Below are 18025 nucleotides of genomic sequence, written 5' to 3'. Positions count from 1 at the left end.
CGGATGAAAAAAAGAGAATTAATCAGAAATAAAATAATCTTCCTGTTAGGCTTCTTTAGCCTGGCAGTTCAAGCGCCTGCAAATGCGCAGCAAAAGAATCAGACCTTCTGCAATCCGCTTAACCTGAATTATCGGTTCAGTTACGACAATTCATCTTCTTACCGGGAAGCGGCCGATCCGGTGATACATTTGTACAAAAACAAATACTTTCTCTACGCCTCTAAGTCGGGTGGATACTGGTACTCTGACAATATGCTCCAATGGACTTTCAGGCCATCGGCTACTTTACCGGTAGAAGATTATGCGCCTACCGTTGAAACGGTTGGGGATACGGTGTTTTTTCTGGCATCCAAAGGTGCCAGGAAGCTTTATTATAACCTGAATCCGCTGGAAGACAACTGGAAGGTTTATAATCCTAAATTCCAGGTCTTCATGACCGACCCGGCTTTATTTAAAGACGATGATGGCCGCGTATATCTTTATTATGGCTGTTCCAATCATGATCCGATCAGGGGAGTGGAACTGGACCGCTCCCGTTTACTCGATACCCTGGGCAGTTCCAAAGTCCTGATCGGACACAAGTCTAAGGAATATGGCTGGGAAGAAGCGGGGGAAAGAAACGACGGAGGAAAGGAAGGCTGGAATGAAGGCAGCTGGATGAACAAATACAATGGCAAATATTACCTTCAGTATTCCTCTCCGGGAACGGAGTTTAAGGTCTATGGGGATGGAGTTTATGTTGCTGAAAAACCATTAGGTCCATTTACCTATATGCCCAACAGTCCGTTTTCTTATAAGCCAGGTGGTTTTATCAACGGTGCCGGCCATGGCTGCACATTTCAGGACAAATACGGCAATTACTGGCATGTGGCTACCATGACGATCTCCGTACGGCATATGTTCGAACGTCGCGTTGGATTGTTCCCTGCCTTTTTCGACCGGGAAGGACAGCTGCATTGTAATACGGCTTTTGGGGATTATCCATCATTGATGCCTAACCGTAAGATGAATTTTGAAAAGGAATCGACTTTCCCGGCTTGGATGTTATTATCCTATAACAAACCTGTTTCTGCTTCTTCCGCGCTTTCCGCAAATCAGCCGGAATTGGCTTGTGATGAAGAAGTCAGGACCTGGTGGAGTGCTGCCACCGGCAACAAAGGGGAATGGCTGCAGATTGATCTGGAAAAACCATCGTCCATACATGCGATCCAGGTAAATTTTGCGGATGAAGGAGCTAAGTTGAAAGCAAATGATCACCTAAAACCTTATCAGTATACCATTTCCGTATCGGAAGATGGAAAGAAATGGCAGCGCATTATTGATCAATCCTCAAATACAGCCGATGTGACCCATGATTATCAGGTGCTGAGTAAAGCGGTTAAAGCCCGTTATGTGAAAATCATCAATCATCAGGTACCTGACGGGAGTTTTTCTATCTCAGGCTTAAGGGTTTTTGGAAAGGGAAATGGCAGATTACCGGAAGCGGTGAAAACTTGCCAGGTACAAAGAGATGCTCAGGATACCCGTCATGCCCGCCTGGATTGGAAAGCAATCAAAGGAGCTACAGGATATGTGGTTTATTTCGGAAACACCAAAAATAAATTGTATCAATCTGCAATGGTTTATGGGAATCCTTCGCTGGAGCTCAGGGGCTTAAATAAGGATGTTCCCTATTTTTTTAGAGTAGATGCCTTTAATGAAAATGGAGTAACCCAGGGTATTCCGCAATAATCAATTATTTATAATGAACACAAGGAATAATTTAATCGTCTTTATCTTCATTTTTCTTTGCAGCTGCAGTCAGCTGTATGCACAAAAAACAGGGAAATATGTAAACCTCTTCATGGGGACAAGCGGCGACAATGGTCAGGTAGATCCTGCTGCATGTGTCCCTTATGGGATGGTCAGGATTTGCCCTGATTCAAAACCAAGAAGTCACAGTGGTTATGATTTTGCCGTTGATTCGATCTCCGGATTTTCTGTAAACCGCTTATCAGGAATTGGTTGCGGCGGAAACGGAGGAAACCTGAGTATCAAGCCCTGCGCCGGAAATCTGGGATTAAAAATACAGAAAACAACGGAGTCTGCCAGTCCGGGCTATTATAAAACCGGTTTGACCAATGGCCTGATCACTGAATTTACGGCTACGCAGCAGGTAGCTGTTGAAAAATACCATTACCCGAAAGGGCAGGAGGCATTGATGACCTTAAATGTGGGATCCGCATTCAATACGGTGTATGATGCAGGTTACGAAATCGTGTCGGCTAGAGAGCTCAAAGGTTATGTCTGGGCGGGGACGACCTGTGATGCAGGGAAGTATAAAATTTATTTTAACCTGAGCACCAGCAGGGATTTTAAAAAAGTATCCGGCACAAAAAAGATGCTTGAACTTTCTTTTGGTATGGGGGATGGTGCTCCTGTAGAAGTCCGGATCGCATTGTCGCCGATAGATACCAAAACGGCAGCTATGGAGAACGGGCGGATCAGTAAACTGAGCTTTAATAAAGTCAAAGCTCAGGCGGCGCAACAATGGGAAGACTTATTGGGAAGGGTGAAGGTTTCGGGAGGAACTGACGAACAGCGTATACTTTTTTATACTTCTTTATATCGTGTCTTTTTAAGTCCTGTAAACACGACCTCCGCTGATCAGCGCTTTTTTGCCACAGATGGCACCATTCAGGAAGCTAAGGATTTTACCTATTATAGCTCATGGTCGATGTGGGATTCTTACCGGACCAAATTCCCAATGATCACACTATTGGATCCTCCGGGTATGAGGGGAATGTGTAAGTCGCTGTCCCGTTTATATGTATATGGGAAACAACCCTGGGCTACTGCCTTTGAATCTACACCAACGGTCCGTACCGAACATACCATCTCAGTACTCTTAGATGCTTACCGTAAAGGAATCACGGATATTGATTTGCCTCTGGCTTATCCTGGCTTAAAAAGAGAAGCCGACAGCCTGGAAAGGAAGCGTCCGGATCAGGTCCTGGAAGCTTCTATTGACTTATGGGCGATGGGAAAGATTGCCGAAATTGAAGGTAAACCTAAGGATGCGCTAAAATATGGAGAACAGTCTAAAAAGCTCTTTGATGAAGTTTGGAATCTTTATCTGAAAAATGTGGATGCCTCTTTTGGTAAAATGCGGAGCAGTGGACTTTATCAGGGCACAAAATGGCAATACCGATGGGCATTGCCACAATACCTGGATAGAATGACTTTGACATTTGAAGGAAAGGAGCGTTTAGGAAAGGAACTTGCCTATTATTTCGATCATCATTTCTATAATCAGGGAAATGAGGTAGGGATTCATGCGCCTTTTATTTTTAATCGCCTGGGCAGACCTGACCTTGCTCAGAAAACGGTAAGGAATCTGCTCACCAGAGAGGTTAAACACCTTTACGGTGGAAACGCAGAATATGCGAAGCCGATTTATAGCAAAATATTTAAAAATGATCCGGTTGGCTTTTTGCCTGAAATGGATGAAGATGACGGAACGATGAGCGGCTGGTACACTTTCGCTGCCATGGGGTTATTTCCCCTGGTTGTTGGCGAACCGTCTTATGAGATTACCTCACCACTGTTTGATCATATCGAGATCAGACCGGTTAATGGAAAAGCAATAAAAATAAAGGTGATCAACCGTCATTCATTGGATGATCAGATTAAATCGATCACTTTTAACGGCAGTCAGATCAACGATTTCAGGATAGATCACAACGCATTGACACAGGGAGGAGAACTTTGTCTGGAGTATTAATTTAAGCTAGCAAACACCACACACACAAATAAATGAAACCGCGAAAATTCGCAAAGAAACCTTAACACTATGAATTATTATTGCATTCGGCTGCTCAGGATATCCCTTATCCTGATGATGGGCATCAGTTCCGGTATCCTGACCCATGCCCAGACCATCCATCTAAAAAATCGCTATTCTTCAATCGGTATTGATAACCGGGGCTTTATTACCTCTATTAAAGACAGCAGAACCCATAAGGAATACAACCCCAAAGGCCTGTCATCAGCACTCATGAGCCTTTCCGACAGCAAAGGCTATATCTATCCGGTAAAAGCCGCCTATAACGCGAAAAGCAAGACCATCCTGCTCCACTTTAAGAACGGGGCAGTGGCAACGTTGAAAGCAGAACAGAAAAATGAATACTTCAGGTTCCAGTTGCTTTCTCTTACGAAAAAAGAGCAGATAGATAACATCATCTGGGGACCTTATAAAACCAATATTTCAAAAACCATCGGCGATGTGATCGGCGTGGTAAGAGATGACAATTTTGCAATAGGTATGCTTGGGCTAAATGACAACACCACAGGCGGCCCACCTACAGATGGTGATATGTCGTTCATGTATTATTTTATACATTCACCGGATCCGGTAAAGTTTCCGCTTCCTCCGCACCTGAAAGAAGGCCAGACATTTACCATTGGTGGAGATGGGCATAATGATGTGGCGTTCTATTCTCATCCGGAAGAGTATTATCGGATGAATTATGGAAATGCAGCACACCTTGAGCCAACATTTGGTTCCACGATATGCATGCATTCGAGGGATAGGAGGAAGGAACAGATGATCCGTTTCCCCGTTTACCCTGAACATATGGATGGAAAAGTAAATTCCGCAAGATATCAGCTTGTGATGCCAACAGATGCAGGATTTATCGGCTCTGCAATGGCTTTGTATGCCTGTCCGGATTCGCTGGGCTTAAATACAATAGAGCGCATTGTGTTGAACGAGGGGCTTCCACATCCTGAGGTTAACGGAAAATGGGTTAAGGATCCCAAAGCTTATCGCCCTGATGTCGCATGGCATGGTTCGCACGACAGCCTGGTGAATTATATGAACCGCCTTGGCCTTAAATCAGTTCAGGATGAAGGATGGGGAGAATATTATCCTGACCGGGTAAACAGATGGGCTAACAATAAGGTCAGCTTTAAATCCAGACCTGCAATGACGATTCCCGATTTCGGTGCATTGATGCAAAAAAATGGCATCAGCTGGGGCTTACATACCCTTTGCGAGTTTTTACAGCCGGGACGCAATGCTGATGTGTCGCCGGTGCCTAACGATAGCCTGGCCATTATGCAGCGTACCGTAATCACTAAAGCGTTAACGCCCGCAGATACGATCATCACCGTTGCAGACCGGGCGTACTTTAATGAATTCGGAGGCTGGGAAGGAAACCATACCAATGTACTTAAGATCGGCAAGGAACTGATTGAGTACAATGGAATCAGCGAAACCAAGCCTTATACCTTCCTGAAGGTTAAACGTGGATTTCATGGCACTACACGCGGATCTTTTGCCGCTGGGACCACCATCGTAAAACTTCAGCCCAACTGTTATCATGGATTTGCACCGGATATGAATTTGCAGGAAGTATATGGAGATTTTTATGGGAAATGGCTTGCAGACGGGGGCATGGATTACATCGATTTTGATGGATTGGAAAGCTGCATCTACCAGGGATATGGAGAATATTCGTTTAAGCGTTTTTTCCGCAGACTTTTTGATAGTTACAAGAAAAACGGTGGTAAGTCTCTTCGAGTAATGGGAAGTGCTGTTGGAGAAGGAAGCTGGCATTACATGAGTGTATGTAATATTGGTGGCGGAGACCATATGTTTAGTCCTGTAAAGAATAAATGGGGGATAGAAGGAAAAGACATGCGCTATGTTTTCCAAAGCAGTTACCTTCCGGCTACCTTCGGAATCATCAATCTGGGCAGCGAATGGACGATGTATGATGCGGAAAATCTTCAGGCCAAGTCAATCGGATGGGATGCAAATTACATGCTGGGTTTAAGTGAACAATCGGTAGAAAACTGCGGAGAGAAAGAAGCCATTTTTAAGGCCTATAGAACCTGGGAAAACCTGAGGAATGAAATGGACTTTTCAAAAGCATTGAAAGAAAAACTGAAAGACCTGAATTATAAGTTTCATCTGGAACAAACCGGGAAGAAATCCTTTATGCTGTATCCGGTTCGTGAAAACCGTTTCGACAATGAGTCTTACACCACAGCAGGCAAATCGTACCAGATCAATAATGAATTTGATCAGCAGCCGCTGGAATTTTCAGTGCGTGTACATACGCCTAAAGGAGTACAGGTTAACGGAATCAGGATGGTTCTGCCAAACGGAAAACAGGTTTCCATTGACCGCAAATTGGCTGATGGTGAATTTGTGATCCTGAAAGGGAATTCAATGTATGTAGCAGATAAATTCAGGAAAAAAAGGGAAGAGCTCTCCTCTGAGCCTAACCTGATCTTGTCAAAAGGTCAATCGAAAATTACAATAGGAGCGCTACAGGAAGAGAATGAAAAAATCAGGCTTGACCTGGTTGTGAATACGATCGGAAAGGGCGAGAAGATATAATGATGCTCATGAAACAGTAATCAAAATCAATTCATAAACGGAATTTATTTTCGAACAACTTGCCAGGGCACCAATTCATTAGAATTGGTGCCCTGGCATTTTAATTCAAACCAGGTCTGTCGGGCAAAAAAAAACTGTTATTGGTCAAATTAGCATCGATAAAAGCGCTGTAAATTCCGGTTATTTGAGTGGTTTACTTCCTGTCACTATTCCCGTCACTGATCATGATGGAAATAAAATGCCGTATAAAGCAAATGAAATTGATAAAATTAAAGAAAATCCGGAGTTTAAAATTGCTGCTGTTACTGCTGGTTTTCAATTTCTCCGCACAGGCGCAATGGAGCTTCAGTACGAATTATTTTAAAATCCAGGTTAACAATAAGGGATTTATCACCAGTATGAAAAACATTACGGTTAGCCCCAACCGGGAATTTAGCCCTGCTGATAAACCTTCCCCTTTGATGTCTCTTTACGACAGCAGGAAAAAGGTCTATTATAAACCCTATAAAGCATCTTATAATAAGACTACTAAATCTATTACCCTGAACTATACCAACGGTTCCGTTGCCAAAATCTCCTTGGTCAGTCAAAAAAAATATTTTAAACTGACCTTACAATCCCTGAGTCCACGTAAAGGGATTGATGGCATTCAATGGGGTACCTATCATACCAATATCACCAACCTGTTTGGTGAAATCATTGGGGTGGCCCGCGATACCAGCGAAGTTAACAATTACGCCATTGGTATGCTCGCGCTTAACGACAACACGCTTGGTGGTACCTCCGAAACGATCGCCGATGCCGCACCCTTTCAATACCTCATTCATACACCAGATGCCAAACGTTTTCCTTTACCTGCTCATTTGCAGGAAGGACAGGTGTTTTCTCTTGGTGGCAACGGCATTAGTGATGTTGCTTTTTATGCCCATAAGGAACCGTATTACAGAATATTGTATGGTAATAGTGCGGTGGTCGATAATAAAGGAAGAATCTCAATTCACTATAATTCCAGGAACAGGTCTGTCAAAAGAGAGGTGTTTTACTCCTTAATACCACATATGTCTGCGAACATTCCAAACCATATTGAGGTAGAACCATTGCCAGGTGTAGATTATATCGGTTCTTCCGTTGCACTTTGGGGGAGTCCGGACAGTACCGCATTGATGGATGTGGTCCACCAGATTGTGTTGTCCGAAAAGCTGCCTCATCCAACAGTAAATGGCAAATGGGTAAAGGATCCTGCTGCATTTGTACCCGACGCGTTAACCTATGGGGGATTGTATGACAGTATCATACCATACACTGCCAGATTGGGTTTTAAAACGATCAGTTTATATGATCAGGGCTTTTTAAGACCGGACCGGGGGAATCAGGGTTATATCGATGGAAAGAATTTTGAGAAAAAGCCTTTGAAGCTAACTGCAGGCAATAAATCGCAGAAAGAGTTTGCTGAAATGGCGGCCAAATACGGAATTACAATAGGACGGACACCAATTTCAAATGCACTGGCTCCCGGTACCAAAGATGCCAGCCCAATCCCAAGTGACAGTCTGTGTTACCAGCAAAAACGTTTGCTGGCGAATGGAATCAGCCCGGCTGATACGATTATTATCGTGGATGATCCAACACATTTAGAAGAAATTGGCAGCTGGGAAGGGCATGTCAAAAGCCTGAACATGATTAAAATAGGAAAAGAACTGATCCATTATCTGGGTGTTTCCGATAAAAAACCTTATCGGCTTTTGAAAGTAAAACGTGGATACTGGAATACCACAGCAACAAGCCATAAAGCTCAGGATACGGTTTATAAACTTCAGGTAACCATAGATTACGGATATGACGGGCTGATCCCAAATATGGGTTTACAGGATAAAATTGCGGAGTACTATGCAGATGCCTGCCAGATCAATGGTTTAGGCTATTATGATTTCGACGGGCAGGAATTTTTGTTCAATAATGGACATGGTTACTACTCGACAAAGCGCTTCTTTCGCAAAATGTTTGAAAGAGCTGCAAAACATGGCATTCCGGACATCCGGTTTACCGGCTCAACCTTGTCGGAAGGTTCATGGCATTACCAAAGTATCTGGAATGTTGGAGGAGGAAAAAATCTATACGATGTGGATACCAGGGAATGGGGGAGCAGCACGAGTCAGGGTAAAGATCTCCGCGATGTCACCTATGCCAATTTTTTTCCGGTAGGAATGGGAGGTAATTTTCCGATCACGGCCAGTTCAACGGTGGAACAATACGAGCACATACAGGCAATTTCTGTGGGGGTTGGAACAACCTACAGTCTGAAGTTGAGTCAAAAAGATGTGGAAAGCTGTCCTCAGAAAGATGCCATTTTTAAAGTTATCAGAACATGGGAAGATGCCCGCGCAGCAAATGCTTTTCCCCGTCTAGTAAAAAAGCAGCTCACAGATCCAATGAAAAGCTGGACTTTAGAAACGATCGACAGCAATACCTGGAAATTATACGAGAAAATCCAAGGAGTAAAATCCAATCCAGTAGTTTTAAAAAGGGCTCAAGGGTATTAGTCAGGACTCCTTGTAATGGGTTGCGCGCTTTGGTGTCTTCGGAACTTTTTTAGGACATGGAACGGTGGCATTCCATGTCAATGTCAAATGGATACCTTTGGTTTTGCTGATGGTTAAACGAAGTCAAAAAAATAATAAGAAATAGGTATAAACATAGCGCAAACGTTTGCAAAATTATTGTACATACATGTTTAAGCTGTTAAGTCATTCCCGCAATTTTGTAAACTATCGATGAATCGGTAGTAAATTCCTGTTTGTCAGTAGCGATGTGGAATAACGATCAAACGATTTTTGTTAAATCTGAGTAATCAGGTCCGGTGATACAGGACCTGGTCAAGCAACTCATGTTGAACCGGGAGCCAAAGCCTGAAATGATCTTCTTTTTTTGGTTTTAGCATGCAACAACCAGATTGTGCAATCGTTTGCGCTTCGGCGCATTTGCTAAGCTGCCGGTTTCTCTCTAGCATTGTTGAAAGATACCGGCACATGGTTTTGTTAAAATGGACTGGCAAAATCTGTCATTGGATAGGAACAGGATTTATTATAATTTGATGCGAAAAGACCAAATGAAAGAAAATTTATTGAAAGAAAAACGAAGAGCATTTCTAAAGGGGGGCTTTGTTCTCGGTGGACTGGCTTTACTTAGCCCTGAAAAGGCGCTGTCTAACTCATTAAACATCCGGAACAATGAATTCAGGATCATCACAGGACCATACCTGCAAACGAATTTTGGAAACAGTATGTCCGTGCTATGGATCACCAGTAAAAACAGCTCGAGCTGGGTGGAATATGGAACCTCTCCCGATAAGCTGGATCAAAAAGCATTTGGCAAAAGTGATTTAGGTTTTAAGCCTGCAAACCGCCTGAATTGTATAAAACTTGAAAACTTAAAACCGGGAACGACTTATTATTATAAAATAGTCTCTAAGGAAATCAAAGATTTTCAACCCTATAAACTTACTTACGGGGAAATGATTTCGGGTTCAATAGAAAGCTTCTTAAATCCTGACAATGCAAAAGATGAAGTTTCTTTTGTGATGTTGAATGATATTCATGACAGGCCAAAGTCTATTCCCCATCTCTTAAATCTGGATAAAGGCAATCAACGTGATTTCGTGTTTTTTAATGGCGACATCTTTGACTACCAGGCGGATGAACAGCAGATCATAGACCACATGTTACAGCCTTGTGTAGATCATTTTGCTAAAAACACACCATTTGTGTACGTACGTGGCAACCATGAAACCAGAGGGGAATTTGCACGGGAGTTCCCTGCCTATTTTGACCATGTAGGCTATACTGCATTCAGCCTTGGACCTGTTCGTTTTGTCATCCTGGATTCCGGAGAAGATAAACCGGATGCACACCCCGTATATGCAGGTATAGTAGACTTTGATCAATATCGTGAAGAACAGGCAAAATGGCTTGAAAATGAAATTAAGCGCAAGGAGTTTAAAAATGCGGCTTTCCGTATTGTCATGATGCACATCCCACCACGCTACTCAGGCGATTGGCATGGTCCAACACACTGTACCAGCCTTTTTGAACCCATCATGAACCGTGGAAAGGTGGACCTGGTTTTAAGCGGTCATACCCACGAATACAAAATACATGAGCCGGCTAAAAATTTGAACAATTATCCCATTGTGATCGGAGGGGGGCCTCAGGAAGGGACCAGGACAATAACCAAAATAAAAGCGACCAGGAAACAAATCCTCCTGAGCATGTTAGACGATGCCGGGAAAGAGGTGGGTACTTATTCAATCTCAAAAAAATGACCCTAAATATAGCTGCTGCATAAGTTAATTTCTGTAGGTCTGATCCCATCAGGTATTGACAATTTCGATAAATGAAAACCACTATTTTTTTGTAAATTAGACTTACAGAAGTCAGACAAAATTTACCTTTTTTGCCGACTTTTGAACTGATGTATGAACATTTGAAACGCACCACCCGTCAGATCATTCTGATATGCTCCCTATTGGGATCGGTTTTAGCTGTAAACGGACAAAAGTTAAACTTTGAACATTTAACAGTTAAAGACGGGCTCTCGAAAAACTCTGTCCTTGATATTGTTCAGGATAACTTCGGATTCATGTGGTTCGCAACAGGATACGGGCTCAACAGATACGATGGCAGCCGCTTCAGTTTATACATCAATAACCCCGCAGACAAGCGCTCAATCAGCGACAATTACATTAATGCCTTATTTTTTGACAGCAGGAAAGTCCTGTGGGCGGGCACATCAGAAGGTCTGAATAGCTACGAGCCGGTCACTGATAAATTTAACAGAATTGACCTGGCTCCTAAAAAGGGCATGATACAGCCGGAAGTTTTTTGTGTATATGAAGACAAAAAAAAGAACCTCTGGGTAGGGACCAATAAAGGCCTTTTTGTAAGATCTTCCGCCGCTGCTGATTTTGTAAATGCAGCTAAGCTGGGACTGGAATCCGGATTTGCGGGCACTGAAATTTTATGTGTATACGAAGACCGTCTGGGGTATTTATGGATAGGAACAGGAAAAGGATTGGTAAAAAGCCGTTTTAACCGATCCTTCACTGAAGTCGAATCCTTCGTTCATCAGCCTGATTTAGCGGGAAGCATCAGCGATAGTCCGGTTAAATCTATTCTCGAAGATGCAGAAGGTAAGATCTGGATGGCCACAGAGGGCCGTGGACTCAATTTATTCAACCGAAATACCAGGTCTTTTGAACATTACCAGCAACAGTCCGGAAGCCCAAACGGACTCATTCATAATTCATTAAGAAAAATGATCGCCGACGGGAAAGGGAATCTGCTGATCGGAACCCAGGGAGGACTGTGTGTGTTTAATCCCATCAGCAGAACTTTTACTTCTTATCAGAATCATGTGGATGATCCCGGAAGCCTTAACCAAAATTCGATATACAGCCTTTACAGGGATAGAACTGACAACATTTGGGTCGGTACTTATTTTGGCGGGGTAAATGTCTGGTATGGTACCCGGACTTTATTTAATACCATTACCCATAAAGAAAACAATTCAGGGATGAACCACAATGTGGTCCGGTCCATCGTACACGATAAAAAAGGAAATTTATGGATCGGAACAGAAGGGGGAGGGCTGAATTATCTTGATAAACAGACCAAAACATTCCGGTACTATATTAATAATCCCAAAGATCCGGCTTCACTGGCCTCTAATTTCGTAAAAACCGTTTACCTCGATAAAAGCGGGAATACATGGGTGGGAACCAGCGGAGGCGGACTAAATCTTTTAGACCCCGCAACCGGAAAATTCAAACATTTTCTGGTTGGACGCAGCATGTTTGAGTCCAAACGTTCTGCCATCTCCTATATGCTGGAAGATGCACAGCATCGGTTCTGGATTGGAGGCATAGGCACCAACGGTGTATATCGGCGCAACGGTGTTGAGCTGAACCCGATCAGGAATTTTCCGATGTCGGAAAAACTGAAAGATCAGACGATCATGATGTTTTTTGAGGATAGAAGAGGAAATTTATGGACCGTTACCCGAACAGAGATTTATCGGCTGAGCGCAAATAATAAGCTCATCTCAAAAATCACCATCCGTAACCAAAGAGGAGATGCAAAATTGTTCAATTGTTTAGGGGAAGACCACAATGGAAACATCTGGATCGGCCTCTATCATGGTGGTCTGTACGGTTATAATCCGGTAACAAAAAAGATCTTCAAAACCTATACCACTCAGAATGGGCTGTCCAACGACAATGTGTTGGGGATTGTGGAAGATGAATCCCGGGACCTCTGGATCAGTACGATAAATGGCCTGTCTAAATTAAATACAAGAGAGGGAACTTTTCGGAATTATACCATTGCAGACGGCCTGTCCTCAGATGAGTTTAACAACAACTCCGTATATAAGGCCAGCAATGGAGAATTGTTTTTTGGTGGCATGAATGGTTTAACCCATTTCTTTCCTGCAGACATAAAGCGCAACAATTACCAGGCTCCACTGGTGTTTACCGGACTAAAACTGTTCAACCGGAACGTCTTACCGGATCAAACGCAGGAGTTGTTGCCAAAGAATATTGTTTTTAGACCTCAACTCGTTTTCAGCAATAAACAAAATATTTTTACACTGGAATTCGCATTGCTAAACACGATTAAGCCTGATAAAAACAGGTATGCTTACCGGCTGGAAGGAATTAATCAGGACTGGAATGAAAGCCCTTTGCCACAGGCAACTTATACGAATTTGCCCGCAGGAGATTATGTCTTTAGTGTAAAAGGAGCAAATAACGACGGCATCTGGAGTAAAGTGGAAACGATCAGTATCCGCATTCTTCCTCCAATTTGGAGAACCTGGTGGGCATACCTCATTTATGCCCTGGCCATCGTTGGCCTTGTTTTTCTTGTGGTCCGTTTTTTCTACCTGCAGCAACTCCTCAAAAGAGATGAAGAACTTCATCAGATCAAACTGAATTTCTTTACAAACATTTCTCATGAGATCCGCTCACATCTTTCTTTGATTATGATTCCGCTTGAAAAGGTGATCGATGAAAGTGAACCTTATCATTTCCTGAACAAACCGCTAACCGGCATTAAAAAAAATGCAGACCGCCTGTTGGGCCTGGTAACCGAATTAATGGATTTCAGAAAAGCAGAATCGAAAACGCTGAAGCTTCACCTGCTGGAAAATGACCTGATCGCTTTTCTAAACGAGATTTACAGCTCATTTAAAGAGGCATCAGAGAAAAAGAACCTGAGTCTGTCATTTATACACCCTGTAGAATCGCTGTTGGTACCTTTTGATAAGGAACAGCTGGAAAAAGTGATTTTCAACCTCCTTTCCAATGCTTTCAAATTTACACCGGAAGGAGGGCAGATTGCTTTAGAGGCCGGCATCTTAAACGATGAAGTGGTCATTAGCGTTTCGGATACGGGCAAAGGGATCTCCCCAATCTACTTTGATAAACTGTTTACAAATTATTTTCAGGTCGATGATGCCTTACAGAATACCGGCTATGGCATTGGCCTGGCACTGAGCAAACATATTGTCGAACTGCATCATGGAACGATTTCAGTAAGCAGTAAAGTTGGATTTACAAGATTTACGGTGAGTTTACCTTTAGCGGGAGCCTTGCAGCAGAAAAGCAACAGCGAAGCTGCTCCGGAAGTTCCGGATGATAAAAGCTTTACGATATTAATCGCAGAAGACAACAACGAATTAAGGGCAATTATTAAGGATTTACTGGAACCGGAATACCGGGTACTGGAATGCAGTGATGGGGAGATGGCACTCCAGCTGGCCAAAACGGAGATCCCGGACCTGATCATCAGTGATGTGATGATGCCGAACAAAAATGGCTTTGAACTTTGCAGCGAAATTAAAACAGATGAGCGTACGAGTCATATTCCGGTGATCCTGTTAACAGCAAAAGACACCCAGTCTGATCAGATTAGCGGATTGAGTACAGGAGCAGACTTATACCTGACCAAGCCATTCAGCATAAAGATCCTGCAGCTAAACGTCAGGAACATCATCGGCTCCAGAGAAAAGATCAGTCAGAAATACCGCAAACAGTTCATTTTTGCTCCAAGCAACACGCTACTGGATACCATGGACGAGCAGTTCCTTTCCAGGCTGATTGCCGTCATAGAGAAAGGGATGGAGCACAAGGAGTTTGGAGTCGATCTGCTGGCCGACAGGATGGGGATGAGTCAGTCCGTTCTTTATAAAAAAGTAAAAGCATTAACGGAGATGACGGTAAACGATTTTTCCAAAAGTATCCGCCTGAAGAGAGCCGCCCAATTGCTTAAAGAATCTGGTTATCCTGTTTCGGAGGTTTCGGAATTGATCGGTTTTAACGATTCCCGTTATTTTACCAAAGAATTTAAAAAGCAATTCGGGCAAACCCCACGCGAATATTTAAACTCCTAAAATTTTGTAAGGATGATTTCTTCTTGTTGCTCCCGCAACAGGAAAAGGCCGCGCTATGCTAAAAAAGGCCATAAAACATAAAATATTCCTACAAATTAAACAGTATTGTCGACATCGCATCTCAAATGTTAACGTCAATTTTATCCTATGAGAATTGAGGGGGGATACTTCATTTTCTAAACCTACAACTAAACCAAATAATCGTATGAACAGTAATTGTTTAATTGGTATTCACCAAATTATAGCAAGCTTATGAAGAAAATTTACGCAACAATTTTCATTATAACCGTCAGCTTGCTTACCTATAATGAAGTCAGCGCTGCCTCGTTTAATGGAGGAGCCGGGAACCATTATCATCTAAAATTAATTAAGGGCCAGGTAAAGAACCAATATGGTCTCCCTTTGGAAGGTGTTCAGATCAACGTAAAGGGGAAAGCCGGAAAGGCGACGACGGATGCCAGGGGATATTATAGCCTGGAAGCAGACATCAATGATGTGCTGACTTATGAACTGTCCGGATACGACACACAGGAACAACAGGTCAGGGGGAACAGCATCGATGTTTTTATGCAGGAAAATGGCAAAGAAAGATCTGTGAACCAGGTCAAAGCCGAAGCGCTCTATGACATCCCTGTGCCCAATGTAAGCAATACTTTAACCGGGAGGCTAAACGGGCTGATCACCACACCGTCTATTTTTACTGGCACGGACCGCAGTTCATTTCTTTTGAGAGGAAGAACTCCGGTAGTAATGGTAGATGGAGCCGTCAGAGATATTGACGGATTAAGCCTGAATGAAATAGAAAGCATTACTGTGGTTAAAGACGCGGTTTCTTTGGCAACGATGGGGATGCGCAGTTCGGATGGAATCGTAATGGTGCGTACAAAGAATGGTACCGCCAGCAAACCCATCATTAGTTTTTCCGCGCAAACTGCACTGCAGGAATCACTCCAGCTGCCTAAATACCTGGATGCTTATCAATATGCATTGCTGGCCAATGAGGCCTCAGCTAATGATGGCCGGCCTCAGATTTACAGTGCTTCAGATCTGGAAGGCTATAAGAATGGTGCTGATCCCTACAAATATCCGAACGTAAACTGGTATGGGGAAACACTTAAACCCAGTTACAGCTTCAACCGTTTTAACCTGAATGTTTCAGGTGGAGGGAAATCTGCCCGGTATTTTATCGCATTGGAGAACCAGAATCAAGGTGGTATTTTCAAAGAAGGGCCGAATAACTTCAATACCAACAACACCACCAACCGCTATAATTTCAGATCAAATGTGGATGTGGATATTGACAAAAACCTAAGCATCACTTTACGGTTGGCCGGAAAATATGAACAGGCAAACAGTCCCGGTGCCGGAATAGACGATATATTAGATCAAATCAGACAAACACCTGCAAATGCTTATCCCATTTTTAATAAAGATGGCTCGCTGTCAGGAAATTCATTGTACACTAAAAACCTCTACGGTCAGCTTTACAATACCGGATATATGAGGGATAACCGCAGGAACCTGTTGGTGGATGCAGACCTGAACCGGAAACTGAATTTCATCACCAGCGGACTTTCCCTGGCAGGTTCCATACATTATACGTCCTATTATAACAATACGGTATTGAGAAACCGGACTAATTTCGCGGTCTTTCAACCGGTTTATGATCCGGCTACCCAAACGGAAAGCTATTTGCAGTTTGGGACCAATGGCAGTTACGACAAATCGAATTCTTATGGGAACAGTTTTACCAGGCGTTTAAATTATGATGCCGGCTTAAAGTATAACCGAAGTTTTTCAAAACACCATATCGATGCGGCATTACGCTATACCTGGGACCAGTACGATATCGGGATTACCTTAACACATGCTTATCAGGGTATGGATGCCAGCCTATCCTATGATTATGACCAGAAAATATTTGCAGGTGTTTCGGTAAGCTACCAGGGAACTGAACAATACCCGAAAGATAAGAAGTATGGGGCATTCCCGGCACTTTCTGTAGGTTACGACCTGAGTAAAGAAGCATTTCTGAAGAACAGTATGTTTGATCAGTTAAAACTAAAGGCCTCCGCCGGTCTGCTTGGTTTTGACAGGGCTTTTAATTTTGCCTATCAGCCATACTACAGTACCAGCAGCAATGCCTATTATTTTGGAAGTACGGCTACCGGAATGGCCGGTTGGAACGAGTCTGCGCTGGGAAATCCGGCAATCACCTGGGAAAAAACAAAGGTCTTTAACATCGGTGTTGATGCCAGGATGTGGAAGAACAGTTTAGGACTCTCTCTTGAATATTTCAGACAGCATCGGTATGATGTGCTGCAGCAAAGAGGCCTGTCCAATCCTTTGCTTGGAACGAGCTATCCTTTAGAGAATATAGGTGTTTATAACACCAGTGGGCTGGAGCTGGGATTGGATTACCATAAAAAAATCGGCCAGTTGGAATTGAGCCTGAATGGAAATCTTCAGTTTTCCAGCAGCAAGGTCGTGTATACAGATGAACTGCCCAGAAAATATGCTTATCAGCAACGTACAGGCCAGCAAATCGGACAGTCATTCGGCCTTGTTGCCGCCGGCCTTTTCCAAAGTCAGCAGGAAATCGACAACAGTCCGGCGCAATTTTCAAGTACGCTGCAGCCCGGCGACATCAGGTATGTGGATCAGAACGGCGATGGCGTAATTAATGAAGATGACGTCACCGCAATAGGAAAGAAAGGTGCACCGGTGTATTACAGTGCTTCTGCCGGACTGAGGTATCAGCATTTTGATTTCAGTGCTTTGTTGCAGGGGGTGTCTGGCAGAGACGTTTATTTTACAGGGAACAATGCCTGGGAATTCCAGAACAACGGAAGTGTACAGCAATACCACTTAAACCGCTGGACCCCATCAAACGCGGCTACCGCAGATTATCCCAGGTTAAGTTTTGGAACCAATACCAATAACCACAGAACTTCTACGTATTGGATCAGAAACGGAAACTACCTGAGACTTAAAAATGTACAATTGGGCTATACGCTTCCTTCTTCGGTCACACGACGCGCAAGTCTGAGCAATGTCAGGATCTTTGCTTCCGCCTTTAACCTGTTTACGGTCACCAAGCTTAAAGACCTGGATCCGGAATCGTTATTCAACAATTATCCCCTTTACAAAAGTTATAACATCGGTTTAACCGCTAAATTCTAAAGGAATAAG

The 18025-nt window shown here is 43.3% G+C and carries 7 protein-coding genes; all 7 read left to right on the top strand.

Annotation, left to right across the window (positions count from 1 at the left end):
* Positions 1-3: 3 nt before the first annotated feature.
* Entirely contained in the window at positions 4-1731 is a 1728-nt protein-coding gene (locus DBR43_RS30620; RefSeq protein ID WP_124587158.1) for a discoidin domain-containing protein, read from the top strand.
* A gap of 13 nt (positions 1732-1744) precedes the next feature.
* A complete protein-coding gene (locus DBR43_RS30615) occupies positions 1745-3763 on the top strand; it encodes a glycoside hydrolase domain-containing protein (protein WP_124587157.1) in 2019 nt (672 codons plus the stop codon).
* 69 nt (positions 3764-3832) lie between these two features.
* Positions 3833-6388, top strand: a complete 2556-nt coding sequence (locus tag DBR43_RS30610) for a hypothetical protein (RefSeq protein WP_124587156.1) — start codon at positions 3833-3835, stop codon at positions 6386-6388.
* Positions 6389-6642: 254 nt separating this feature from the next.
* A complete protein-coding gene (locus tag DBR43_RS30605; protein ID WP_124587155.1) occupies positions 6643-8928 on the top strand; it encodes a hypothetical protein in 2286 nt (761 codons plus the stop codon).
* A 566-nt stretch (positions 8929-9494) separates the two neighbouring features.
* Positions 9495-10706 carry an FN3 domain-containing metallophosphoesterase family protein gene (locus DBR43_RS30600; RefSeq protein WP_124587154.1) on the top strand — a complete coding sequence of 404 codons (1212 nt, stop codon included), beginning with the start codon at positions 9495-9497 and terminating at the stop codon, positions 10704-10706.
* Positions 10707-10837: 131 nt separating this feature from the next.
* Positions 10838-14833, top strand: a complete 3996-nt coding sequence (locus DBR43_RS30595; RefSeq protein ID WP_124587153.1) for a hybrid sensor histidine kinase/response regulator transcription factor — start codon at positions 10838-10840, stop codon at positions 14831-14833.
* Between the two features lie 252 nt (positions 14834-15085).
* Positions 15086-18016 (top strand): SusC/RagA family TonB-linked outer membrane protein, encoded by a 2931-nt coding sequence (locus DBR43_RS30590; protein WP_124587152.1) that lies wholly within the window; start codon positions 15086-15088, stop codon positions 18014-18016.
* Positions 18017-18025: the final 9 nt, after the last annotated feature.

This window comes from Pedobacter sp. KBW06 (genome assembly GCF_003852525.1).
GTDB lineage: Bacteria > Bacteroidota > Bacteroidia > Sphingobacteriales > Sphingobacteriaceae > Pedobacter.
This window is presented reverse-complemented; position numbering and strand designations above follow the sequence as displayed.